At 63.0% G+C, this 22574-nt stretch carries 27 protein-coding genes and 1 pseudogene; 15 read left to right on the top strand and 13 right to left on the bottom strand.

Annotated features, from left to right (window positions below):
• Positions 1–68: 68 nt before the first annotated feature.
• The 3 genes from NKI31_RS21820 (at position 69) to NKI31_RS21810 (ending at position 2667) form a co-directional block, all read left to right on the top strand.
• Positions 69–686: a LysE family translocator gene (locus NKI31_RS21820; protein ID WP_352652516.1), complete on the top strand. Its 618-nt coding sequence runs from the start codon at positions 69–71 to the stop codon at positions 684–686.
• A 179-nt stretch (positions 687–865) separates the two neighbouring features.
• A complete protein-coding gene (gene cysK, locus NKI31_RS21815; RefSeq protein WP_023692952.1) occupies positions 866–1840 on the top strand; it encodes a cysteine synthase A in 975 nt (324 codons plus the stop codon).
• A gap of 200 nt (positions 1841–2040) precedes the next feature.
• Complete coding sequence (locus tag NKI31_RS21810) at positions 2041–2667, top strand: glutathione S-transferase family protein (RefSeq protein WP_352652515.1); 627 nt, start codon at positions 2041–2043, stop codon at positions 2665–2667.
• A gap of 9 nt (positions 2668–2676) precedes the next feature.
• Here NKI31_RS21810 and NKI31_RS21805 read toward each other — a convergent pair whose 3' ends face one another.
• Both NKI31_RS21805 and NKI31_RS21800 read right to left on the bottom strand, forming a co-directional pair.
• Positions 2677–3921 carry an RNA polymerase sigma factor gene (locus NKI31_RS21805; RefSeq protein WP_352652514.1) on the bottom strand — a complete coding sequence of 415 codons (1245 nt, stop codon included), beginning with the start codon at positions 3919–3921 and terminating at the stop codon, positions 2677–2679.
• A 7-nt stretch (positions 3922–3928) separates the two neighbouring features.
• Positions 3929–4297 carry a YciI family protein gene (locus tag NKI31_RS21800; protein WP_023681239.1) on the bottom strand — a complete coding sequence of 123 codons (369 nt, stop codon included), beginning with the start codon at positions 4295–4297 and terminating at the stop codon, positions 3929–3931.
• Positions 4298–4532: 235 nt separating this feature from the next.
• Between NKI31_RS21800 and NKI31_RS21795 the strand changes: the two genes are divergently transcribed.
• The gene (locus NKI31_RS21795; RefSeq protein WP_023687546.1) at positions 4533–4994 is read left to right on the top strand and encodes a RidA family protein; all 462 of its coding nucleotides are present in this window, start codon (positions 4533–4535) and stop codon (positions 4992–4994) included.
• Positions 4995–5016: 22 nt separating this feature from the next.
• Here NKI31_RS21795 and NKI31_RS21790 read toward each other — a convergent pair.
• The 3 genes and pseudogenes from NKI31_RS21790 to NKI31_RS21780 form a co-directional block, all read right to left on the bottom strand.
• Positions 5017–5211: pseudogene (locus tag NKI31_RS21790) on the bottom strand (saccharopine dehydrogenase); the annotation flags it as partial.
• Between the two features lie 61 nt (positions 5212–5272).
• Positions 5273–5698, bottom strand: coding sequence for a thiol-disulfide oxidoreductase DCC family protein (locus tag NKI31_RS21785; RefSeq protein WP_352652513.1), 426 nt, complete (start codon positions 5696–5698; stop codon positions 5273–5275).
• A 179-nt stretch (positions 5699–5877) separates the two neighbouring features.
• Positions 5878–6027 (bottom strand): hypothetical protein, encoded by a 150-nt coding sequence (locus NKI31_RS21780; RefSeq protein WP_196813601.1) that lies wholly within the window; start codon positions 6025–6027, stop codon positions 5878–5880.
• A gap of 345 nt (positions 6028–6372) precedes the next feature.
• Between NKI31_RS21780 and ku the strand changes: the two genes are divergently transcribed.
• Both ku and ligD read left to right on the top strand, forming a co-directional pair.
• Positions 6373–7239 (top strand): non-homologous end joining protein Ku, encoded by an 867-nt coding sequence (gene ku / locus NKI31_RS21775; protein ID WP_023681243.1) that lies wholly within the window; start codon positions 6373–6375, stop codon positions 7237–7239.
• A gap of 11 nt (positions 7240–7250) precedes the next feature.
• Positions 7251–9761 carry a DNA ligase D gene (ligD, locus tag NKI31_RS21770; RefSeq protein ID WP_023825848.1) on the top strand — a complete coding sequence of 837 codons (2511 nt, stop codon included), beginning with the start codon at positions 7251–7253 and terminating at the stop codon, positions 9759–9761.
• Between the two features lie 219 nt (positions 9762–9980).
• Here ligD and NKI31_RS21765 read toward each other — a convergent pair whose 3' ends face one another.
• Positions 9981–10655 carry an ArsR/SmtB family transcription factor gene (locus tag NKI31_RS21765; protein ID WP_023687541.1) on the bottom strand — a complete coding sequence of 225 codons (675 nt, stop codon included), beginning with the start codon at positions 10653–10655 and terminating at the stop codon, positions 9981–9983.
• Positions 10656–10724: 69 nt separating this feature from the next.
• Between NKI31_RS21765 and NKI31_RS21760 the strand changes: the two genes are divergently transcribed.
• The 3 genes from NKI31_RS21760 (at position 10725) to NKI31_RS21750 (ending at position 11711) form a co-directional block, all read left to right on the top strand.
• Positions 10725–10928 (top strand): DUF1127 domain-containing protein, encoded by a 204-nt coding sequence (locus NKI31_RS21760; RefSeq protein ID WP_023687540.1) that lies wholly within the window; start codon positions 10725–10727, stop codon positions 10926–10928.
• Positions 10929–11013: 85 nt separating this feature from the next.
• On the top strand, positions 11014–11370 hold the full coding sequence (locus NKI31_RS21755) for an NIPSNAP family protein (RefSeq protein ID WP_023673248.1): 357 nt from the start codon (positions 11014–11016) through the stop codon (positions 11368–11370).
• Positions 11367–11711: an antibiotic biosynthesis monooxygenase family protein gene (locus NKI31_RS21750; protein ID WP_023673249.1), complete on the top strand. Its 345-nt coding sequence runs from the start codon at positions 11367–11369 to the stop codon at positions 11709–11711. The genes NKI31_RS21755 and NKI31_RS21750 overlap by 4 nt, the downstream gene beginning before the upstream one ends.
• Positions 11712–11871: 160 nt before the next feature.
• Here NKI31_RS21750 and mbfA read toward each other — a convergent pair whose 3' ends face one another.
• Complete coding sequence (gene mbfA, locus NKI31_RS21745; protein WP_023681248.1) at positions 11872–12855, bottom strand: iron exporter MbfA; 984 nt, start codon at positions 12853–12855, stop codon at positions 11872–11874.
• 164 nt (positions 12856–13019) lie between these two features.
• On the opposite strand from mbfA, the gene NKI31_RS21740 reads away from it, so the two are divergent.
• Positions 13020–13340 (top strand): hypothetical protein, encoded by a 321-nt coding sequence (locus NKI31_RS21740; protein WP_031209595.1) that lies wholly within the window; start codon positions 13020–13022, stop codon positions 13338–13340.
• A gap of 110 nt (positions 13341–13450) precedes the next feature.
• Here NKI31_RS21740 and NKI31_RS21735 read toward each other — a convergent pair whose 3' ends face one another.
• The 4 genes from NKI31_RS21735 to NKI31_RS21720 form a co-directional block, all read right to left on the bottom strand.
• On the bottom strand, positions 13451–13822 hold the full coding sequence (locus tag NKI31_RS21735) for an endonuclease domain-containing protein (protein ID WP_352652512.1): 372 nt from the start codon (positions 13820–13822) through the stop codon (positions 13451–13453).
• Between the two features lie 95 nt (positions 13823–13917).
• Positions 13918–14286, bottom strand: a complete 369-nt coding sequence (locus NKI31_RS21730; protein ID WP_352652511.1) for a hypothetical protein — start codon at positions 14284–14286, stop codon at positions 13918–13920.
• 318 nt (positions 14287–14604) lie between these two features.
• Complete coding sequence (locus NKI31_RS21725) at positions 14605–14952, bottom strand: hypothetical protein (protein WP_352520687.1); 348 nt, start codon at positions 14950–14952, stop codon at positions 14605–14607.
• Positions 14953–15290: 338 nt separating this feature from the next.
• Entirely contained in the window at positions 15291–15758 is a 468-nt protein-coding gene (locus NKI31_RS21720) for a hypothetical protein (RefSeq protein WP_245274466.1), read from the bottom strand.
• Between the two features lie 229 nt (positions 15759–15987).
• Between NKI31_RS21720 and NKI31_RS21715 the strand changes: the two genes are divergently transcribed.
• Both NKI31_RS21715 and NKI31_RS21710 read left to right on the top strand, forming a co-directional pair.
• Complete coding sequence (locus tag NKI31_RS21715; RefSeq protein ID WP_352652510.1) at positions 15988–16593, top strand: UvrD-helicase domain-containing protein; 606 nt, start codon at positions 15988–15990, stop codon at positions 16591–16593.
• Positions 16514–17890 carry a 3'-5' exonuclease gene (locus NKI31_RS21710; protein WP_352652533.1) on the top strand — a complete coding sequence of 459 codons (1377 nt, stop codon included), beginning with the start codon at positions 16514–16516 and terminating at the stop codon, positions 17888–17890. The genes NKI31_RS21715 and NKI31_RS21710 overlap by 80 nt, the downstream gene beginning before the upstream one ends.
• Positions 17891–17970: 80 nt before the next feature.
• On the opposite strand, the gene lepA is transcribed toward NKI31_RS21710, so the two are convergent.
• A complete protein-coding gene (gene lepA / locus NKI31_RS21705) occupies positions 17971–19776 on the bottom strand; it encodes a translation elongation factor 4 (RefSeq protein WP_023673259.1) in 1806 nt (601 codons plus the stop codon).
• 140 nt (positions 19777–19916) lie between these two features.
• Entirely contained in the window at positions 19917–20288 is a 372-nt protein-coding gene (locus NKI31_RS21700) for an endonuclease domain-containing protein (RefSeq protein ID WP_023681256.1), read from the bottom strand.
• Positions 20289–20482: 194 nt separating this feature from the next.
• On the opposite strand from NKI31_RS21700, the gene NKI31_RS21695 reads away from it, so the two are divergent.
• The 3 genes from NKI31_RS21695 (at position 20483) to msrA (ending at position 22382) form a co-directional block, all read left to right on the top strand.
• Positions 20483–21181 carry a DUF1223 domain-containing protein gene (locus NKI31_RS21695; RefSeq protein ID WP_502899170.1) on the top strand — a complete coding sequence of 233 codons (699 nt, stop codon included), beginning with the start codon at positions 20483–20485 and terminating at the stop codon, positions 21179–21181.
• A 79-nt stretch (positions 21182–21260) separates the two neighbouring features.
• Positions 21261–21545, top strand: coding sequence for a hypothetical protein (locus tag NKI31_RS21690; RefSeq protein ID WP_023728772.1), 285 nt, complete (start codon positions 21261–21263; stop codon positions 21543–21545).
• Positions 21546–21656: 111 nt separating this feature from the next.
• Complete coding sequence (gene msrA, locus NKI31_RS21685) at positions 21657–22382, top strand: peptide-methionine (S)-S-oxide reductase MsrA (protein WP_023699192.1); 726 nt, start codon at positions 21657–21659, stop codon at positions 22380–22382.
• Positions 22383–22574 lie beyond the last annotated feature (192 nt).

Below are 22574 nucleotides of genomic sequence, written 5' to 3'. Positions count from 1 at the left end.
GCAATCGAATCCGTTTTGCCGTTGCAGGCTTTCATGGCATCAGAGTCGTTTCACGAGGTGCGACCGTCATGACCCTCACCGGCTTCCTTGCCTATAGTGCTGCGCTGGGCATCGCCGCCGCCATTCCCGGGCCCGGCGTCACCGCGCTTGTGGCGCGGGCGCTCGGATCCGGCTTCCGCTCATCGCTGGCGATGTCGTTCGGCCTGATGCTCGGCGACCTCATTTATCTCACCGCGGTGGTGCTCGGCCTTGCCTTTGTCGCGCAAAGCTTCGGCATGGTGTTTCTCGCCATCAAATGGCTGGGCGTCTCCTATCTCGCCTTCCTCGGCTGGCGTTTCTGGACGGCCGGGACCACGCCCGAGACTGTCGAGGCCAGGAAAGGCAAGGGCGGCCTGGTATCGAGCTTCCTTGCCGGCCTCACCGTCACGCTGGGCAACCCGAAAACGATGATCTTCTACCTCGCCATCACGCCGACCATCGTCGACCTGAAGACCATCACGCTCGCCGACTACGGCATCCTGGTCGCGCTCACCGTTATCGTGCTCTTTGTGGTGCTGGTGCCCTATCTTGCGCTGGCCGCCAAGGCGCGCTGGTTCCTGAAATCGCCACGCGCGCTGAAGGCGCTGAACCGCACCGCCGCCGGCTTCATGGTGGGCGCGGCCGCTGCCATTGCCGCACGTCAGTAGATCGGTTCAGGCCCATCCATTCCGCCGATCGGTCCATCCGGAAAATGCGGCTTGAGGAGACAAGCGTTTTCAGCAAGCGGCCCACTCGATATTTTCGGCCGGCAGCCTATCTTGCGCGGGCGAAAGCCCTATTCTGTCCGCCGACGCCAATTGCCTGATCTGATTTGGGAGCGAAACCAATGAACAAGCCTTCCGCGCGCGTGCCCGGCCGCGGCCGTGTCTACAACTCGATCACCGAGACGATCGGCGACACGCCGCTGGTGCGGCTCGACAAGTTCGCCAAGGAGAAGGGCGTCGTTGCCAACCTTCTTGCCAAGCTCGAATTCTTCAATCCGATCGCCTCGGTCAAGGACCGCATCGGCGTTTCCATGATCGAGGCGCTGGAAGCGTCGGGCCGGATCAAACCCGGCAAGACGACGCTGATCGAGCCGACCTCGGGGAATACCGGTATCGCGCTCGCCTTCGCCGCCGCCGCCAAGGGCTACAAGCTGATCCTGACCATGCCCGAAACCATGTCGGTGGAGCGCCGCAAGATGCTGGCGCTGCTCGGCGCCGAACTGGTGCTGACGGAAGGGCCGAAAGGCATGAAGGGCGCCATCGCCAAGGCTGACGAATTGGCCGCCACCCTGCCTGACGCCGTCATCCCGCAGCAGTTCGAAAACCCGGCCAACCCGGAGATCCACCGCCGCACCACCGCCGAGGAGATCTGGAACGACACCGATGGCGGGGTCGACATCTTCGTCGCCGGCATCGGTACCGGCGGCACGATCACCGGCGTCGGCCAGGTGCTGAAGCAACGCAAGCCCTCGGTGCATGTCGTCGCCGTCGAGCCGGAGGCCTCGCCGGTGCTGTCGGGCGGCCAGCCCGGCCCGCACAAGATCCAGGGCATCGGCGCCGGCTTTGCGCCCAAGATCCTCGACACCTCGATCTATGACGAGATCGTCAAGGTCTCCAACGAGGATTCGGTCGCCAACGCCCGCCTCGTCGCCCGCCTTGAAGGCGTGCCGGTCGGCATCTCGTCGGGCGCTGCCCTGCAGGCCGCCATCGTCGTCGGGTCGCGGCCGGAGAACAAGGGCAAGAACCTGGTGGTGATCATCCCGTCCTTCGCCGAGCGCTATCTGTCGACGATCCTGTTCGACGGGCTGGGCGCTTAACGTCTCAACGGGATAGGCGGCGATCCTTCGCACCCCCCTCTGCCCTGCCGGGCATCGGGGGGTGCTGTCCCTCCGACATCGGAAGTCTCATGGCTGGACCGCAGAAAACCCGGCCGTGGCGTCCGCCACCGGCTTGAGCGGGAGGCGGCTTCAGGGTCAAATCGCCCCGGCCTGCTTCGCGCGGGCAGGGGGAGAATCAAATGTACAAGCTTTACACGCGCCCAGGCAGCGGCGGTTTTGTCGTCGAGGCCGCATTGGCGCTGGCAAACGCGCAATTCGACCAGATCGATGTGCCGAAGAAGGATCCGCCGGACCCGGCTTTCCTCGACATCAGCCCGTTGAACCAGGTTCCGGTGCTGACCTTGCCCAACGGTCAATCGATAACCGAATCGGCGGCGATCTGCATCCTGCTTGCCGAGCGCCATCCGGAGGCGGGTCTGGCGCCGGCCGCCGGATCGCCGGATCGCGCCGGTTTCCTGCGCTGGATGGCGTTCATGTCGTCGGCGCTCTACCCCGCCATCCTGCGCCTCTACTATGCCCATCGCTACACCACCGATGCCGACGGCAAGAAAGCCGTCAGGCAGGCAGCCATTGCCGAGATGGACCGCGGCTTCGCCATTGTCGATGCAGCCCTGGAGGGGCGCGGCTGGCTGGCCGGCGACGCGATGTCGCTGGCCGACATCTACCTCGTCATGCTGGTGGCCTGGCACCCCGACATGGACAAGGCGCGAGCCGACTGGCCGAACATCGAACGCTTATGGTCGGCGCTGCGCGCGCATCCGCTGATGAAACGGCTCAACACCACGCATGAGATGTGGCCGGCCTGAACGAACGCTTCAATTTCGCAGGATCGCCCGTTTCGCCTGCAGGAAGCGGCGCACGGCCGGGTCGCGTTCAAGGCCGATCGCCCGGTCATAGGCCTCGACCGCTTGCGCCGCATTGCCGAGCCTGGCCAGCAGGCCGGCGCGGGCGGCCCAGTAGGGCTGGTAGTCGTTGAGCCGCTTGTCGTCGCCCAGCACGTAGAGCGCCGCCAGTCCTGCCGCCGCCCCTTCGCCCTCGGCAATCGCCACGGCGCGGTTGATCGAAATCACCGGCGAGCCTGATATCGCCGACAGCGCATCGTAGAAGTTACGGATCGCCGCCCAATCGGTTTGGCCGGTCCGTCGCCGCGTCGCATGCACCGATTGTACCGCCGCTTCGAGCTGATAGCGGCCGATGACGCCCATGTCGGCGGCGCGGCCCAGCAGCGCCTCGGCTTCGTCGATCAGCGCGTGATCCCAAAGACGGCAATCCTGGTCGGCGAGCGGCACATAATCTCCAGCCACATCGCGCCGCGCCGGGCGCCGCGCCTCGGCAAACAGCATCAGCGCCAGCAGGCCGAGCGCTTCCGGTTCGTCCGGCATCAGTGACGCCACCAGCCGCCCGAGCCAGATGCCTTCGGTCGCCAGATTGCGCGCTCTCGTCTCGGTCCCTGCCGGGTCGGTCCAGCCTTCGGCGAAAGCCGCGTAGATCGCTTCCAGCACCGTTTCCAGCCGCTCGCCGAGTTCGGCCCGATCCGGCACGCGGAACGGAATGCCGATCTCGCGGATGCGGCTCTTGGCACGCACCAGACGCTGGCCCATCGTCGCCGGCGAAACCAGGAAGGCCGAGGCGATCGTCGCCGCGTCGAAACCCAGAACCGTCTGCAGGATCAGCGGCGCCCGCACGCTGGCTTCGATCGCCGGATGCGCACAGGCAAACATCAGCCTGAGACGTTCGTCGGGAAGGTCTTCGTCTTCCATGCTCGCCTCCATCTCCTCGGCCATCAGCTTGAGATGGTCGCGGCTCGCCTCGCTGGTCAGCCGACGGCGCACCGCATCGACGCCACGGCGGCGCGCGACGGCCAGCAGCCATGCCTCAGGCTTCTGAGGCACGCCGGTCTGTGGCCAGCGCTCAAGCGCCGCGGCAAAGGCCTCGGCCAGCGCGTCCTCGGCGCCGGCCACGTCGCGGGTGCGCGCCGCTAGCCAGGCGACCAGCTTGCCGTAACTCTGCCGGGCGGCCGCTTCGGCCGCCGCCCGCGCGATCTCCGGGCGATTGTCCATCACGGTTTCATTTCTTGGGCATGTAGTCGGCCATTTCCCAGATCGGCCGCAACTCGACCGTGCCGGCGCTCGCCGCCGGACAGCGCGCCGCCCAGTCGATGGCGGTATCGATATCGGCCGCCTCGATCATGTAGAAGCCGGCAAGCTGCTCCTTGGTGTCGGCATAGGGGCCGTCGATCACGTTGGTCTTGCCGTCTGTGATCCGCACCGAGGTGGTCGCCTGGGTCGGGCGCAACCGTTCGCCGGCGAGCCATGCGCCGGATTTCTTCAACGCTTCGGTATAGGCGGCATATGCTGCGCTCATCTGCTGAGCCTTCTCGATTGGCGTGTTCGCCTGCGCGGCTTCGTCGCTGTTGATCAAAAGCATGTATCGCATGGGTCTTCTCCCGTGGTTTCGAAGGCCGCGTCCTAGCGGGGCCAGACGTATGTCGCGCGGCGGCGGCCGATTTCGACAGGCTTCAGAAAAAACTTTCGCCTCCGCCAGGAGATTTCGCAAGGACCAGATGTTCCTCCGTCTGCTGGCGGATGACCGGCAGCGGACTGGCCGTGGCTCCGCACAGCACTATCCTCTGTCGTTGGCGGGCACGTCACACGAGGCATGGGAGAAGAGAATGGAACTCGTGACCCACAAGAAATTCAAGAACGGCCGGTTGATGCCATGGGGCAAAGGCACGGTCGTCAGCGGTGCGAAAGGCACCGTCTATCTCTGCGGCAACACCGCGACATCGGCTGACTACGATCCGGCCGGCAAGAAGGGTGGCGGCTTCGCCGGCGATGCCGCGGCGCAGTGGCGGGAAGTTCTCGGCAACATCAAATCGGATCTGGAAGAACTTGGCAGCGGGCTCGACCATCTCATCAGGCTGACCTTTTTCGTCAAAGGGCCATTTCCCGACGGCGGCGTCCTCAGCTCGCCTAATTTTCGTCTCGACGTGCTGGACGCGTTTTTCGCCGAGCATTGTCCGAAGCATTGCAGCGACAACAATCCGCCGCCTTCGGAGGTAATCGGCGTCGCAGCGCTTGCCCAGGCAGACATCGTCATCGAGATCGTCGCCGTCGCGGCGCTGCCGGACTGAGGCGCGAACGAACAGGCCGGCCTTGCGCGAGGTCGCCGTTGCGATCGAAGCGCGCCGGCACGAGCTGCGCCGCCGCGCCGGTGCGGGCGTTGCACAAGGCCTCGGCTTTGGCCAGTGAGCGCCCGGCGACGAGCAGGATCAGGCGGGGCTCGCTCTCCAGCAATTGCACGATGCGGCCGCCGAAAATGCCATAGCCGCCAACGACCAGAAGCCTCATCGCCGCTCTTTTTGCGTATGTCGTTTTCCCAGAACCGAGGTCACTTTTGGGTGACATGCGACTAGCCGATCACGCGCGCACGTATCGCGGCGGACGGGATCTCGCAACTGTCCTTGCGGCCGAACATGGCGTATCGGTTTTTGGCGATGCGTTCGTAGAGCCAGTCACGCAAGGGGCGCGGGATGAGCAGCAGCGCCTTCGCCGCCCGCCACGGCCAGCCGAGTTCGGCCATCACCGCGATGAAACTGTCCAGCCGGATGAAGGGAGCGCCGCCGACAAGGACCAGATTGGTCTCGTAGCTGTCGGTGCGCAGCCCGTATCTCTGGAACAGCTCCTCGCCGAAGGGCGACTGCGCCGTGGCGAAGCGGAAGCGGTTTTTGCGGTCGAGCCCGACCACCGTGCGTACGAAGCCCGAGCACAGCACGCAGACGCCGTCGAAAACGATCAATGGCTGGCTGGCATCGAAGGGTTCAGGAGAAGAAGTCACGGGACGTCCGGCAGCTTGTGTCTTCAGACACTAAGCCCGCCGGCAGCGGGATCAAAGTCGCGGCGTTGTCGCACGGCTTCTCGCGGCCAGCGCGGGGCGCTCGGCGCGATAGGTGGTTGCGCGGGGATCGGCCTCCGGTCTGCAGATCCGGCTGTCGTGACGCGTTTCGAATGTCATGATCAATGCGCGCCGAGCGAGCTGCCGCGACGGGCGCAGGCCGGACCCGGGCCGCGCATGTAGTAGCGCTCCGGCCGATAGGTCGGCGCGATGAACTCGCGGATGGCGGCGGCATAGCCGGCGATGTGGCCCCAGAATTTCATTTTACTCAAGTCCCTGTCCCGATTTTCGGATGTCCCGTCCGATTGCGGGGATCATAGTGTCGAGGCGTGAATAGTCGGTGAACACGATGTTAATCTTTGGTCGAAAACCCCATGCTTCGTGGCCGGAATGCGGCTGTTTGGGGGTCTTTCGGTGTGGTTCGTCGCCATTTCCGGCATTGTGACTTTTGCATCACATATGTTTCGTCTGGATGTCGCTTGGGCGCGGTTCTGTTTCAGATTTGGCGAGCCTCTCGAAATTTCCATGCTCGCTGCCGAAATGCCCCTGGTTGCGCGCCCGGAACCGGAACGGGCCTTGCCCGTTCTCGCTTGAACCGCATCGCGCAGGAGTTCGCCATGGCACCTCGCCCGGCCTGGAAGGGCTATCTGAAACTGTCGCTGGTCACCTGCGCTGTCGAACTGACCAACGTCGTCACCCACGCCGAAAAAGTTTCGTTCCGGGTGCTCAACCGCAAGACCGGCAACACGGTCAAGCGCATCTATGTCGATTCTGAAACCGGCAAGCCGCTGGGCGATGGCGACGAGATCAGGGGCTATGAGGTGAGCCCCGGTGAGTTCGTCCATATCGAGGACGAAGAGATCGAAGCGGTGCAGATCGAGTCCTCGCACACGATGGCGCTGGATGGCTTCGTCGACAAAGCCTCGATAGAGCAGATCTATCTCGACACGCCCTATTATGTCACGCCCGCCGACAAGGTGTCGGAGGAGGCCTTTGCCGTCATCCGCGATGCCATGGCGGACAAGAAGATGGCCGGGCTGGCGCGCGTCGTGCTCTATAGCCGCGAGCGGCCCGTGGTGATCGAGCCGCGCGGCAAAGGCATGGTGCTGACCACCTTGCGGTACGGCAACACGGTGCGGGAGCCGGAGAGCATCTTCGGCGACATCAAGGCGGTGAAGACCGACCAGGAGATGACCGATATGGCCGAACGCATCATCGACAAGAAGAAGGGGAAGTTCGATCCGTCGACATTCGAGGACAAGTATGAGGACGCGCTGCTCGAACTGATCCGCGCCAAGAAGGCCGGCAAGAAGGCTCCGAAAGCGCAGGCCGCGCCCAAGCCGTCCAATGTCGTCAATCTGTTCGACGCGCTGAAGAAGAGCCTGTCCGATGGCGGCCAGGCGGAAGGCCCGGCGAAGAAGGCCAAGCCGGCGGCAAAAAGCGGCAAGGCGAAAGCTTCTGCGCCCAAGCGCAAGTCGGCTTGAGGGTCGGCGCCGTGGCCAGCCTCGAACAATATCAGTCCAAGCGCGATTTCAAGAAGACGGCCGAGCCGGCGGGCAAGGTCGCGCGCGGCAAGCAGCCCGGCGGCATCTTCGTCGTCCAGAAGCACGACGCGACCAGGCTGCACTATGATTTCCGCCTCGAGCATGAGGGCGTGTTGTGGAGCTGGGCGGTGACGCGAGGCCCGAGCCTCGACCCGCACGAAAAGCGGCTGGCCGTGCATGTCGAGGACCACCCGATCGACTATGCCGGCTTCGAGGGCACCATTCCCAAGGGCGAGTATGGCGGCGGCACCGTCATCGTCTGGGACGAAGGCACATGGACGCCAGAGATCGACCCCGCCAAGGCGATGAAGAAGGGCCATATCGACTTCGAACTCAACGGCCAGAAGCTGAATGGGCGGTGGCATCTGGTCAGGTTAAGACCCCGCCCTGGCGAAAAGCGCGACAACTGGCTGCTGATCAAATCCGACGATGCCGCCGCCCGCCCCGGCGAGGATATCCTGAAGGACGCACCGAAATCGGTGAAGTCCGGCCTGACCATCGAAGAGGTCGCGGAAGGCAAGACCGCCGACGGCAAGAAGCCGAAGGTCTGGCACTCCAACAAGCCTGCGGCATCCAGCAAGGCGAAAGCCGGCAAGCGCCTCGACTTCGTCGAGCCGCAACTGGCGACGCTGGAGCGCGAGGCGCCGCCCGGCGAGGACTGGCTGCATGAGGTCAAATTCGACGGCTACCGCATGCAGGCGCAGATCGCCGGCACGGAGGTGCGGCTGCTGACCCGCACCGGCCTCGACTGGACGGAGAAATTCGGCCCTGAGATCGTCGCGGAACTGGCCCAGCTGAAATGCAGCGACGCCATCATCGACGGCGAGATCGTCGTGCTCGCCGACAGCGGCGTTTCGTCTTTCTCGCTGCTTCAGCAGGATCTCTCCGCCAATCGAACCGACCGCTTCACCTACTATGTGTTCGACCTTATGCGGCTTGACGGCAACGATTTGCGCCGCGAGCCGCTGGTCGAGCGCAAGCAGGCGCTGCAGGAGCTGCTCGGCGAGACGGCCGAAAATGCCCCCGTCCGCTTCAGCGACCATTTCGCCGAGCCCGGCAAGATCATGCTGCAGCACGCCTGCCGCATGGGCCTTGAAGGCATCGTCTCCAAGCGCGCCGATGCGCCCTACCGCAGCGGCCGTGGCCCAAGCTGGGTGAAGTCGAAATGCACGGCCCGCCAGGAATTCGTCATCGGCGGGTATCTGCCCTCGGACAAGACCGGCCGCGGCCTGCGTTCGCTGCTGGTCGGCTACCACGAGGGCGGCAAGCTCCACTATGCCGGCCGCGTCGGCACGGGCTTCACAGCCAGGAGCGCCACCGATTTGAAGAAAAAACTCGATGCGCTGAAGGCAGACGCCTCGCCGTTTGCCGCCGCGGTGCCAAAGGGCAAGGGTTTGGTCTGGGTCAGGCCCGAACTTGTCGGCGAAGTGGAGTTCCGCAGCTGGACCTCGGACCGTATAATACGCCACGCGTCGTTCCAGGGACTGCGCGAGGACAAGCCGGCGGAGGAAGTCGTGCAGGAAAAGCCATCGAAGGCGGCAAACAAGGCAAAGCCGGCGGCAGGCGGCGCCGGCAAGGCCGCCGGGGCTAAGGCGCCCGCGACGATCACGACCAGCGTAAAACTATCCCATCCTGACAAGCTGCTGTGGCCCGAGGAAAAAATATCCAAGCAGGACTTGCTCGAACACTACGCGCTGGTCTGGCCGCGCATGGAGCAGTTCATCGTCAACCGGCCGCTCAGCCTGGTCAGGGCGCCGGATGGCATCGGCGGTCCGCGCTTCTTCCAGAAACATGCTTCGGCCGGCATGAGCGACAAGATTGCCCGCATGAAGGACCCGACCGATGGCGAGGAAATCCTGTTCATCCGCGATTTCGACGGCCTTGCCGCTCTGGTCCAGTACGGCGTGGTCGAGGTCCACATCTGGGGCTGCAAGATCGATGAGCTGGAAAAGCCGGATCAGATCATCTTCGATCTCGATCCCGACGAAGGCGTCGACGTCAAGGCGGTGCGCGAGGCCGCGCTCGACATCAGAGGCAAGCTCGACGATCTGTCGCTGCCGAATTTCGTCAAGCCGTCAGGCGGCAAGGGCTATCACGTGCTGGTGCCGCTGAAGCCGTCGGCGGATTGGGAGGCGGTCAAAACCTTCTCGCATGATTTCGCCAAGGCGCTGGAGCAGGCCGCGCCCGACCGCTACACGGCGACGCTGTCGAAAAAGGCGCGCACCGGAAAAATCTTCGTCGACTATCTGCGCAATGGCAGGGGCTCGACCACCGTCGCGCCCTACTCTTCCCGCGCCAAGAAGGGCGCGACGGTCTCGGTACCGGTGACGTGGGCGGAGGTTGAGAAGGGGCTAGCGCCGAATTCCTTCCCGATCGGCGACAAGACGACGCTGAAGGAATTGGAGAAGGCCGATCCGTGGGCGGATTTCTTCGAGCAGGCGAAGGTGCTGAAGCGGGGGTGAGCGTCGCGCGCCTCACCTGCTACGCAAGCGTTCCGTCACACCCCCCTCTGTCCTCAAGGGGGGAGATTGGCAGCTTCGAGGCGCAGCTCACCTTTACGATGTTCGAGATTGGCGAAAGCTGTTGAGCGCGTAATCTCCCCCCTTGAGGGGGAGATGGCCGGCAGGCCAGAGGGGGGGTGCTGTTCCCGCCAGCGTCGCCCAATTAGCGCTGCCGAACCTCTACGCCAAAAACACCCGCTCGAACGCCTGCTTCCCCGGCGGTGAAAACACCACCGCGCGGCTGTCCTTCTCCCGCCTTGCCCATTTCTCCGCCAGGATCTTGTCCAGAATAGCCGCGCCCAGCGTTCCCGCAAGGTGCGAGCGGCGCACGCTCCAGTCGAGGCAGGCGCGGCAGACCGGCCGGCGCGGCTTGGCGCCGACGTCGATGCCGATGGCCGAAAAATGCGAGGCTGCTGCTGGCCCCAGCCTCATCTCATTGTCGTCGCGCAACAGGATGCCGCGCGCGACGAGGCGGTCGAGCATCGCCACCGCATGTTCGCCGGCGAGGTGGTCGTAGCAGACACGGGCGACGCGCATGGCGCCGTCGCGCGGGCCGGGCCGCACCCGCTTGGGGCCGACCGCTTCGGCCACCCCGGTGATCGCCTCGATCATGCCGGCCACCTGCGGCCCTGCGAGGCCGTAATAGCGATGCCGTCCCTGGCTGGCCAAAGTTAAAAGCCCGCCCTCCATCAGTTTCGACAGATGCGAGGACGCGGTGGGCAGCGACACGCCGGCCTCCAGCGCCAGTTCGCTGGCCGTCAAAGCCGTGCCGCCCATCAGCGCATTCAGCATGTTTGCCCGCGCCGGATCGCCGACCAGGCTGGCGATGCGGGCAATGTCGGGTCCTTCACGCATAGTTAGGTCTCCATCGAAGCATTCTCGTCAGATAAGCATTATTGTCGGGCGGGATCAAGGAGAACGCCGATGCCAACCGCTTCCGCCCCACTCGCCAGCCGCCGGCCTTTTCCATTCGTCACCTGGCTGCAACGGCGGCTGCTCGCCCGCTGGTACGACCGCCACCTGCAGCGGCTCGGCCTCGCGGAGATCGACGACCATCTGCTGCGCGATCTCGGCCTGACCCGTGAGGATGTGCGCCGCGAATGCGCAAAATCCTTCTGGCAGGCCTGACAGCCAGCGCTTTTGCTTAGCAGACCCTGCGGCACAACGTTTCGACGCCGCTCGAACTATCCACGCGAAACCCAAGGAGATCACGATGACCATCACTTGCTTCATCCGCTATGAGATCGACCCGTTCGGCAAGCCGGCCTTCGAGCAATATGCCAAGGCCTGGGGCCAGGCGATCCCGCGCTGCGGCGCCGATCTGATCGGCTACTACGCCCCGCATGAGGGCTCGGCCACCACCGCCTACGCCGCCTACAACATCGACAGCCTCGCCGCCTACGAAGCATATCGCGCCCGTCTCGCCGCAGATCCGGCGGGCAAGGCCAATTACGAATTCGCCCGCCGCGAAAAGTTCATCTTGAAAGAGGACCGCATCTTCCTGAAGCTGGTGTCGGGGCCGCATGGACCGCGGCAGCTGTTCCAGACCGCGGTCAAGGAGGAGATATGATCGCTGTCATCTTCGAGGTGCAACCGGCTGAGGGAAAGCGCGATGCCTATCTCGGTATCGCCGCGGAACTCAGGCCGCTGCTCGACGGCATAGACGGTTTCATCTCGATCGAGCGGTTTCAGAGCTTGGTCGACCCGAACCGCGTGCTGTCGCTGTCCTTCTGGCGCGACGAGGAAGCGGTGAAAGCCTGGCGCAACACGGAAGAGCACCGGCAGGCGCAAAAGGCCGGCCGTGGCGGAATCTTTGCCGGCTACCGGCTGCGCATTGCGCATGTGCTGCGGGACTATGGGCTGACGGAGAGGGATGAAGCGCCGGCCGACAGCCGGGCGGTGAATGGGTGACTAGGTATCGGCGTCGCGCCAGGCCCCCTCATCCGGCCGCTTCGCGGCCACCTTCTCGCCGCTGGGGAGAAGAGACTGGCGCAGGCGTCGAAAACCTCCTCTCCCCTCGGGGAGAGGTCAGCCGAGCGAAGCGGAGGCTGGGTGAGGGGGCGCTTGGCGCTCATGCATTCCCGATCAGCACCCCGGCCGCAAACACCAGCGCCCCGCCCAGCACCACCTGAAACGCCGCGCGCAGGAACGGGGTTTGCATGTAGCGGTTCTGCACGAAGGCGATCGCCCACAATTCGAAGAACACCACGACGGCCGCCACCGCCGTCGCCGTCCAGAAATGCGGGATGATGTAAGGCAGCGCGTGACCGAGACCACCCAGCGTCGTCATGATGCCGACGGTGAGGCCGCGCTTGATCGGCGAGCCACGCCCCGACAGCTTGCCATCGTCGGAAGCGACCTCCGTAAAGCCCATCGAGATGCCGGCGCCGATCGAGGCGGCGAGGCCGACCAGCAGCGTCTGCCAGGTGTCGTGCGTGGCAAACGCTGCGGCAAAGATCGGCGCCAGCGTCGACACCGAGCCGTCCATCAGCCCGGCAAGCCCGGGCTGCACATAGGTCAGGATGAACTGGCGTTGCTCGGCGCTGGCTTCCTCGTCCTTCACCTCGCCCGGCACAAGTTTCTGCTCCAGCCGATGCGCCGAATTCTCATGGCTTTGCTCGGCCGCGGCCAGGTCGCCGAGCAGTTTCCGGGTCGAGGCATCGCCGGTGCGCTTGGCCGCCTCGACATAGAAGCGATAGGCCTGCCGCTCCATCTCTTCGGCTTGGCGCCGCACATGCTCGATGCCGAGCGGCCGCACCAGCCAGTCGGGCTTGCGCTCGTAATAGCCTTTCACGTGCTCGCGGCGCAGCAACGGAATGCGCTCGCCGAAACGCTTGCGGTAGAGCTCGATCAGGGAATCGCGATGGCCGTCCTCCTCCTCCGCCATCGCCTCGAACACTTTCGCCGATTGCGGAAAACTGTCCGCCAGCCCGTCGGCATAGGCGCGGTAGATGCGCCCGTCATCCTCTTCGGATGAAATTGCCAGGGCCAGGATCTCCTGTTCCGACAGCGTTTCGAAAGGACGGCGGCCGAAACCGAAGACACGGGAAAGCATGAGAAATTCACCCCAGTTTAGAACAATTCTAAACTAGGCGCTGCAGTCTCCGCGGTCAATCACCAGTCAAGAAATGTTGAAGCGCCGGATTGCAACGCGCCCTTCATTATCAGCAAATGTTCGCCTATATCGGTCGCGATACGCAAGCGAAAGGCATGAGCAAGATGACGGCAAAGCCGCACGACCACTTCGATCCGAAACCCATCCTCGATCTGATCGCCAGCATCGAGGCCGATTTGCAACGGCTGAAAGGCCTGGTCGAACAGCAGGTCGAAAAATTCGACCCCGCCAATCCGCACAACAAGGCGCCCGACGGCAAACTGACCGAGGAGGGCGTCGAATGCTGCTACCGCCTGTTCGACGAAGGCAAGTCGCGCTACTCGGTCGCCCAGCAGATGAAGATCTCGTTTGCCGCCGCGACGCACCGGTTCAATTCCTGGCGCAAGGCGGGCGGCCCGAAGCGTCAAAGGGCGTTGCTGGGATAATTGGCGAAAGCCAAGGCGGAACCCCATCTCCCCCCTCGTGGGGGAGATGGCCGGCAGGCCAGGGCTGTCCCGCCGACCTTTCCCTGCCTAAAGCCCAGCACCGGCACGGTTCAGGATGCGCCTCCAAGCCCAGCCGCAATCACAATATGCTGGCAGACATTGTCGACGTCGCGGATGACGTCGTCATTCCAGAACCGCAGGACGGTCCAGCCATCTTGTTCGAGGTGCGATGTCCGCGTTTCATCACCGGGAGCCGCGCCGGCGTCCGCATGCTGGGAGCCATCGACTTCGATGACCAGCTTCTTCTCCGGGCAAGCGAAATCGACGATGTAGGCGGCAATCGGAAATTGTCGCCGGAAGCCAAGCCCCATCAGCCGGTGGGCACGAAGTTCGTTCCAGAGCTTGAGTTCGGCTGGGGTCAGGACTTTGCGCATCGATCTGGCGTTTGCGCGATGTCGAGGCGGTAGAGGCGTGTGCGGCATTACGATGCTCGGTGGTGCGGAGGCTTGCGCTCTATGGCGCCCCCCTCTGTCCTGCCGGACATCTCCCCCACTTGGGGGGAGATTGGTTGTACTTCCTACGGCGTCAGTTCAATTTCCTCCGTCTCGCCGCCATTGCAGGTGTAGCAGCAATCCTCGCATCTTTCCTTGTTGTTGGGGCCGACGCCCCAATAGGTTCCCTCGTCGCCGTCGACCCAGGCGCCGTAGCAGATGGACTCGCCTTCGTCGCACGAGACCGGGATCTGTTTGGTCTCGCCATCGTCGAGATAAAAATCCTTGTCATTGCCCGGCCAGACATAGTCGCGGTCCTGGCTGTAGAGCTCGAGGCGCATGGCGTTGGGATGGCTGTTCTTGACGGCGAAGGTGATGTCGGCGGCGTGCGCGGCCGGCGCAAACAGCGCGGCCAGCGAGAGCGCGACGACGCGGCGCAGACAAGTGAAAGACATGGTGTTCCCCCGAGGCAAATCGGCCCCCCGGCCGAGGGAATCAGCATCGCATGATGGCGGCTGACATTGAAGGGCGGGGCGTGACTGATTTTGGGGGGATTGGGAGAGGTTGGTGGAGCTGCTGATCTCCCCCCTCGTGGGGGAGATGCCTGGCAAGGCAGAGGGGGGCGCTGTCCCGCCGACCTCTCATTCCTGCAGCCGCGCCATTTCAATTTTAGGCTTGCTGATCCATACGCTGGCGATCCTTCGCGCCCCCCTCTGTCCTGCCGGACATCTCCCCCACGAGGGGGGAGATCAGCAGCTTCGGCGCCCCGCCCCTCACTCAACCAGATCGATCGTCTCGGTCGTCTTCTCCACGCAGATGAAGCAGCACGTATCGCACGGCTGGTCATTATCCGGCCCGACGCCGGCCGAAATCGCATCATTGCCATTCACCCAGGCGCCGTAGCAGATGTTCTCGCCCGGATTGCACGAGATCGGCACCGACTTCTGCGAGCTGGGTTCGATCAGAAACACCTGGTCGCCGCCCGGCCACGACATCTTGCGGTCACGGCTGAACAGCTCCACCGCCACCGCTTGGCTGCGCAAATTCTTGACGAAGAACGCCATATCGGCGGCATGCGCCGGCGTGGCGATGAGGAGGGCGGCAAGGGTGAGGCGGAGCATGATGGGCGGTCCCGAATCGGAGATGCGAGGGTCGCACGCCGCGAGGGCCGGGCCTAGAGCCACGGCTAGGCAAGTCCCCCTCACCCGGACTGCCAGCCGAATTGCGAAAGGCAATTCGGGGCAATCCGACCTCTCCCCGAGGGGAGAGGAGCTCGCTCGGCGCTGGTGCTCGCCTCTTCTCCCCAGCGGGGAGAAGGTGGCCGCGAAGCGGCCGGATGAGGGGGCGGCCTCGTGATACCCTACGCCCCCTACTGCCCCACTTCACATGCGGCGCCAGCCGTCGGATCGCGTCAATCACCTCGGCGACTTCAGCAACGTCCATATCCAGCCGGCAAAAGTCAGCACCAGGAACGATAGCCGGCGGCGGGCAGCGGCGCCGAGGTTGGCAGCAAGGGAGAGCCCCACAGCACCATGGCCACCGTCACCACAAACAGCACGGCGGCGATGAGGCCGGTGAGCCGCATCCAGAGTGCAAAGGTGTTCGCCGCGCCGATCAGGACCAGCGCTGCCGCCCACAGCGAGATGCCGCCGACATAGGAGGGAACGCTGGCCTCCAGCCCCGCCGCATTGCCTGATATGATCAAGCTCTCGCCGACGAGGAAGGTGAGGAACCCGGCGGCTACGCACTCGTTGCCCAGCCGCTGGTATTTCATGGTCAGCAGCGCGGTTGCCACCACAAGCGCCACGCCATCGATCGCCCAGAGTGTTTCACGCAGCGGAGCGCTGGTGACGAAGGTGCCGGCCAGGCCGAAGGCGCCACCGATGGCGAGGCCGATTGCGGCGATGGTGTCGAGATTGGAGCGCATCGAGACCTCCCCCATACCGCCTCAGGATACTTCAGGAAGGGATGTTCTCCAATGGCGGCCTCAAGGAGAGGCAGGCTGTTGCAGTACGAACCCGCGCGGTTCACACAAACAACCTCATCTAGTCGCTTTGTAGAAACATCATGAAGCGTGCAGAAACGAGATTGACCACAAAGCTCGATCTCGATCTACAATGAGCCAAACTAAAATAAATAAAGGGAGGGGTGAATTCATGGCTTGGGACGATGACTTGCTGGTGGGAACATCAGCTTATGAAATAGCTGCCGATGCGGCGAATAGGCTTCGTGTAATTGCGGGGCCTGGCACTGGAAAATCGTTCTCTATGAGGAGGCGTGTCGCGCGACTAGTCGAGAGCGGCGCAGATCCAGAGCGAATTTTGGCGGTCACCTTTACTCGAATAGCCGCCGAAGACGTTCGACGAGAGTTGAACAAGCTCGATGTTGAGGGTGCAGACGAGATTCAGGCACGAACCCTACATAGCTTTGCTATGCGGATACTTCGAAAACAGTGGGTGATCAATTTACTTGGACGCGTTACAAGGCCGCTCCTAAATTTCGAAATTGAACCACTCCTATATGATCTCGGAGACAATCGATTTGGCAATAAGGGTGCACGCGAGAAGCGGATTAAGGCATATGAAGCTGCCTTCGCTCGTTCTCAAGACGATGATCCTATAGAGGCGGCAGATGCGGTCGACCGAGAATTTCGACACGCTCTTGTTGACTGGATGACATTTCATAAATGCATTCTTCTCGGCGAGGCGATTCCATTTTTGTACATCTATCTCAGAGATAACCCAAGCGTCGCCAGAGTTTGATTTATTCGACTATATTCTGGTCGACGAATATCAAGACCTGAATAAGGTCGAGCAGAGTGTCGTAAAACTCCTTGGACGGGATGCAAACGTCATAATTGTTGGCGATGAGAATCAATCAATCTACAGTTTCAAGCATGCACATCCCGAGGGGATCATCGAGTGGGAGGATGACAATTTAGACCGGTCTGATCACGAATTGACCACCTGCTATCGGTGTCCTGGGCGAGTAGTCTCGATGGCAAACAGCCTTATCGCTCACAACCCGGGGGGCAATGCGCATCCACTAGAGGCACGCCAGGGGAACGGTGACGGCATTGTCAGCATAGTCCAATTCGCAGGAATTGATGAGGAGGCCAATGGGATTGCAGCTGATATTGTACAGAAGATCGCCGCCGGTTCCGATCCAGGCGATATTATCGTTCTAACTCCCAGAAAGAAGCTCGGATTAAAAATTTCAGATGCCCTCCGCGAGGCAGGCATAGCTTGTCGCGACTACCTATCCGAAAGCGAGCTTGAAACGGATGAGGTTACGGAGAAATTGGCGCTCCTCATGGTGGCAGGAGATCGAGATGACCGGCCAGCACTTAGATGGCTCCTAGGGTACGGGAGTAATGATTTTCGAGCGGGGCAATACAGACGCTTACGTGCGAAATGCACGGAACATGACATATCGCCATGGGAAGCTCTTGAGCGGTCTGAGGCTGGTACTTTGCAGTTGCCGCAGTGCCAGACGCTGAGAACTCGATTTAGAGAGATTCAGAATGAAATCGAAATGATCTCGGAGCTGGACAGCGCCTCTGATGTGCTAGATGCACTTTTCTCTCCGGGTGACCCCTCGTTTACGCGCATACGCGAGCTGTTCGAAGGCGAAATCGACGAGGATACCGAGATTAGCGACGTCCGGAAGCTCATTTTGGAGAAAATCTATGAGCCCAATTATCCGGATGACGTCGACTACGTTCGCATAATGACGCTTTATGGAAGCAAGGGGCTAGGGAGCCCCATCGTATATATTACTAGCCTTGTCGATGGCTTGCTCCCTAGGTTTCCGGACGCAGATGACACCCCTGCAGAGGTAGAAAGAAAGCGACAAGAACAAAGGCGCTTATTTTATGTAGCGCTGACGCGAGTTAAATCCGTACCGGACGAAAATAAGCCAGGAGAGCTGACGTTGTCGAGCTTTCGACAATTTGGATATGCGGAAGCATTCAATCTGAATAACGGAAATGCGAACGCACAAGCAAGCCGCTTCCTCGCAGAGCTCGGCCCAAGGCGGCCTGCGCCCGTTAGACGCTGAGATTTTTGACGGCAAGTTTCTGCTGCGCTACGCGATGGAACACCCACCGGGTCGATGCGTCCGGCCGAAGGCCGGACCGCTTAATCCCCCATCTTCAGCGCCTGGATAAACGCCTCCTGCGGAATATCCACCTTGCCGAACTGGCGCATCCGCTTCTTGCCCTCTTTCTGCTTGTCCAGCAGCTTGCGCTTGCGGCTCACGTCGCCGCCATAGCACTTCGCGGTGACGTCCTTGCGCAGCGCCGAGATGGTTTCGCGGGCGATGACCTTGCCGCCGATGGCGGCCTGGATCGGGATCTTGAACAAATGGTTCGGGATCAGCTCCTTCAGCTTCTCGCACATCTGGCGGCCGCGCTTTTCCGCCGCCGTGCGGTGGACCAGCATGGACAGCGCGTCGACTGGCTCTTCATTGACCAGGATCGACATCTTCACCAAATCGCCTTCCTTGTAGTCGGTCAGATGATAGTCGAAGGAGGCGTAGCCCTTGGAGATCGATTTTAGGCGATCATAGAAGTCAAAAACCACTTCGTTGAGCGGCAGGTCGTAGATCAGCATGGCGCGCTTGCCGACATAGGACAGGTCGGCCTGGATGCCGCGCCGGTCCTGGCAGAGCTTCAATATGCCGCCGAGATAGTCGTCCGGCGTCAGAATCGTGGCGCGGATCCACGGCTCCTCGATGGCTGAGATTTTCACCACGTCGGGCATGTCGGCGGGGTTGTGCAACTCCTTGACCGAGCCGTCATTGAGCAGCAGCCGGTAGACGACGCTAGGCGCCGTGGCAATGAGGTCGAGGTTGAACTCGCGCTCCAGCCGCTCCTGGATGATTTCGAGGTGCAGCAGGCCAAGGAAGCCGCAGCGATAGCCGAAGCCGAGCGCGGCACTGGTCTCCATTTCATAGGAGAAGCTGGCGTCGTTGAGGCGCAATTTGCCGACGGCGGCGCGCAGATCCTCGAAGTCGGCGGCGTCGACAGGGAACAGGCCGCAGAACACCACCGGCTGCGCCGGCTTGAAGCCGGGCAAAGCATGCGCGGTCTGGCGCTTGTCCTCGGTGATGGTGTCGCCGACGCGGGTGTCCGCCACTTCCTTGATCGAGCCGGTGAAGAAGCCGAACTCGCCGGGGCCGAGCTCGTCGACATTGATGCGGGCGGGCGTGAACACGCCGGTGCGCTCGACCAGATGCTTTGCGCCGGTGCCCATCATGCGGATGGTCGCGCCCTTCTTCAGCACGCCGTCGATGATGCGCACCAGCACGATGACGCCGAGATAGGCGTCGTACCAGCTGTCGACCAGCATGGCTTTCAGGGGTGCTGACGCATCGCCTTCGCGCGGCGGCGGCAATTGGTGGACGATTGCTTCCAGCACGTCGGGAATGCCGAGGCCGGTCTTGGCCGAGATCAGCACGGCGTTGGAAGCGTCGATGCCGATGACCTCCTCGACCTGCTCGCGGATGCGCTCGGGCTCGGCGGCCGGCAGGTCGACCTTGTTCAGCACCACGACGATCTCGTGATTGTTGTCGATGGCCTGGTAGACATTGGCCAGCGTCTGCGCCTCGACGCCCTGGGAGGCGTCGACGACCAGCAGCGAGCCCTCGCAGGCGGCCAGCGAGCGCGACACTTCATAGGCGAAGTCGACATGGCCGGGCGTGTCGATGAGGTTGAGGATATAGTCCTCGCCATTGTTGGCGCGGTATTTCAGCCGCACCGTCTGCGCCTTGATGGTGATGCCGCGCTCGCGCTCGATGTCCATCGAGTCCAGCACCTGCTCCTTCATGTCGCGCAGCTCCAGCCCGCCGGTGGACTGGATCAGCCGGTCGGCAAGCGTGGATTTGCCATGGTCGATATGGGCGACGATGGAGAAATTGCGGATGTGGTCGAGAGGCGTGCTCATGATGCGGCGGCTTTAGCAGGGGCGGGTTGCAGGGGCAAGCGGGGGGTGGTGCCCTTGCCTTCTCCCCTTGTGGGAGAAGGTGGATCGGCGCGCAGCGCCGAGACGGATGAGGGGTGTTCCAGCTTGACGCCGACGTTCTTTCACCGCCATGGCTGCAAACTGACATCCCTTACATAAGCGATTATCGTGGTGCAGACGCTGTCCATGTCTTTCAGGACATCGTCGTTCCAAAAGCGCAACACACGAAAGCCTCTCGCCTCCAGTTCCGTTCTACGGGCCTGGTCTGACTCTGAGTCCGCATGCTGACTCCCATCGATCTCGATGATGAGGAGTGATTCAAGACAAGCGAAATCGGCGACGTATTTTCCAACAGGAACTTGGCGCCGAAATTTGATCCGATCGAGCCTGCGGTCACGTAGTTCGTGCCACAGTTTGTCTTCCGCCTCCGTCATTTCACGTCGGAGCGAACGGGCAAAGTTTCGTTTGGCAGGAGCGACGGGCTGATGTGGCATGACGTTAGATTAACCAACGTCTCACTCCGCTGGAACACCCCTCATCCGTCTCGGCGCTTCGCGCCGATCCACCTTCTCCCACAAGGGGAGAAGGCAACGACGCGTCGGCCCCCAATCACGAAGCGGTGAACCATGTAACGAAGCCTCGGGCAGCGGCGAAGTGTGGGATGAACCCGCCGCAACGGAGACCCCCGATGACTGGACTTAACCCAAAACGCAGCGCGATGCTGGCTGCCGCAGGCGCGGCGCTGATGATGCTTGGCGGCACCGCCTTTGCCCAGCCGCTCACCGTGGTCGAATTGTTCACCAGCCAGGGCTGTTCGTCCTGTCCGCCGGCCAATGCCAATCTGATCAAGGTCAAGGACCAGCCGGGCGTTCTGGCGCTGTCGTTCAACGTTACCTACTGGGACTATCTCGGCTGGAAGGACATTTTCGGCCGCGAGGAATTCACCCAGCGCCAAGTGCGCTATGAGCCGTCGCTCGGCCGCTCCGGCCCGTTCACGCCGCAGGTGGTGGTCAATGGCGGTGCCGATGCGGTGGGCGCGGCATCAGGCGAGATCGAGCAACTGATTTCCGCGAGCGGTCACACGAAGGGGCCGATGCTGTCGCTCGACGGTGGCAAGATCAGCATCGGCACCGGTTCCGCGCCGGCCGGCCGCGCCGATGTCTGGCTGGTCCGCTACAACAAGGGCGTCGAAGTGCCGGTGGCGCGCGGCGAGAACACCGGGCGCACGCTGCCGCATGCCAATGTCGTGCACTCGCTGGAGAAACTCGGCAGCTGGAGCGGCGACGCCACCACACTGCCGCTGCCGGCGGCAAGCGGCGGGCTGAGCACCGCGGTGCTGGTGCAGTCGCCGGGTGGTGGGCCGATCCTGGCTGCAGCCGCCGACTGATTCTTTTTCTACGCAACGCCGCTAGCGCGGCATAACCGGGCTCGCATCCGCGCGCCCTCTTCAAGGAGGAAATACCATCATGACCAAGACCCTGACCGCGCTCGCCCTTGCGCTTTCGATGACCGGCTTCGCCGCCGGCGCCCGTGCCGACGAAGCGACCAACGCCATGAAGCCGGCGATGGCAACCGATGCGATGAAGCCCGCGACCGATGCCATGGCGCCGGCGACCGATGCCATGAAGCCAGCCGACCCAATGGCGACGAATGCGATGAAACCCGCCGCCGACGCCATGAAGCCGGCCGATGCCATGAAACCCGCAACGAATGCGATGAAGCCGGCGGACGCCATGGCGCCCGCGCAATAAGGCTGGGTCCCATGGCCCGGCCGCACAGTGGCCGGGCCGGCGCACGGCAATTTGAGAAACCAGGCGGGACGTTCTGTCGTATAGTCTTCGCCACCATCAAGGAGATCAGACATGACCGGCATTGCAAGGACGAGAACGCCGATCTTCAAGAGCGCGCTTGCCGCGCTCATCGCCGCCGCCGCCGCGGCCGCCTTCTGGCAGAGCCCTGCGCGCTCGGCCGAGGACGCGGTGGTGATCCCGCCGCCGGCAATGGACGAGAAGGCCGCCAGCGGCAGCGAGAAGGCTATCTTCGCCGGCGGCTGCTTCTGGGGCGTGCAGGGCGTGTTCCAGCACGTCAAGGGCGTGACCAAGGCCGTCTCCGGCTACACCGGCGGCGCCAAGGATGACGCCGTCTACGAAACGGTGGGCAGCGGCCGCACCGGCCACGCCGAATCGGTCGAGATCACCTACGATCCGTCCAAGGTGACCTATGGCCAGCTGCTGCAGGTCTATTTCTCGGTCGCCCACAACCCGACGCAGTTGAACTTCCAGGGCCCCGACTCGGGCACCCAGTACCGCTCGACCATCTTTGCCGAGAATGGCGAGCAGCAGAAGATCGCCCAGAGCTACATCGCCCAACTCGACCAGGCGAAAGTGTTTGCCAAGCCGATCGTCACCACGCTGGAGACGGGCAAAACCTTCTATCCGGCCGAGGAATATCACCAGGACTTTCTGACGCTGAACCCGACCTACCCCTACATCGTCTACAACGACCTGCCCAAGGTGGCGAATTTGAAGGCGCTGTTCCCGGGGTTGTACAGCGAGAAGCCGGTGCTGGTGCTGGCGGGGAAGAGCTGAGGGGCGATAGGACTTGGCCGGACGCAGAGAGCGGCGACGCCCTACCTGAGACGCCAGCGGGACATCACCCCGCTCTGCCCTTCCGGGCATCTCCCCCTCAAGGGGGGAGATTGGCAGCGTCGCTGACGGTGCTCATCTTGCAAGGTTGGCGAAGGCCGCAGTGAGGAGCTGATCTCCCCCCTTGAGGGGGAG

This window comes from Mesorhizobium sp. M0659, from assembly GCF_040320605.1.
Taxonomy (GTDB): domain Bacteria; phylum Pseudomonadota; class Alphaproteobacteria; order Rhizobiales; family Rhizobiaceae; genus Mesorhizobium.
Note: the sequence above shows the minus strand (reverse complement) of the source record. Positions and strands in the feature narration are given on the sequence as shown.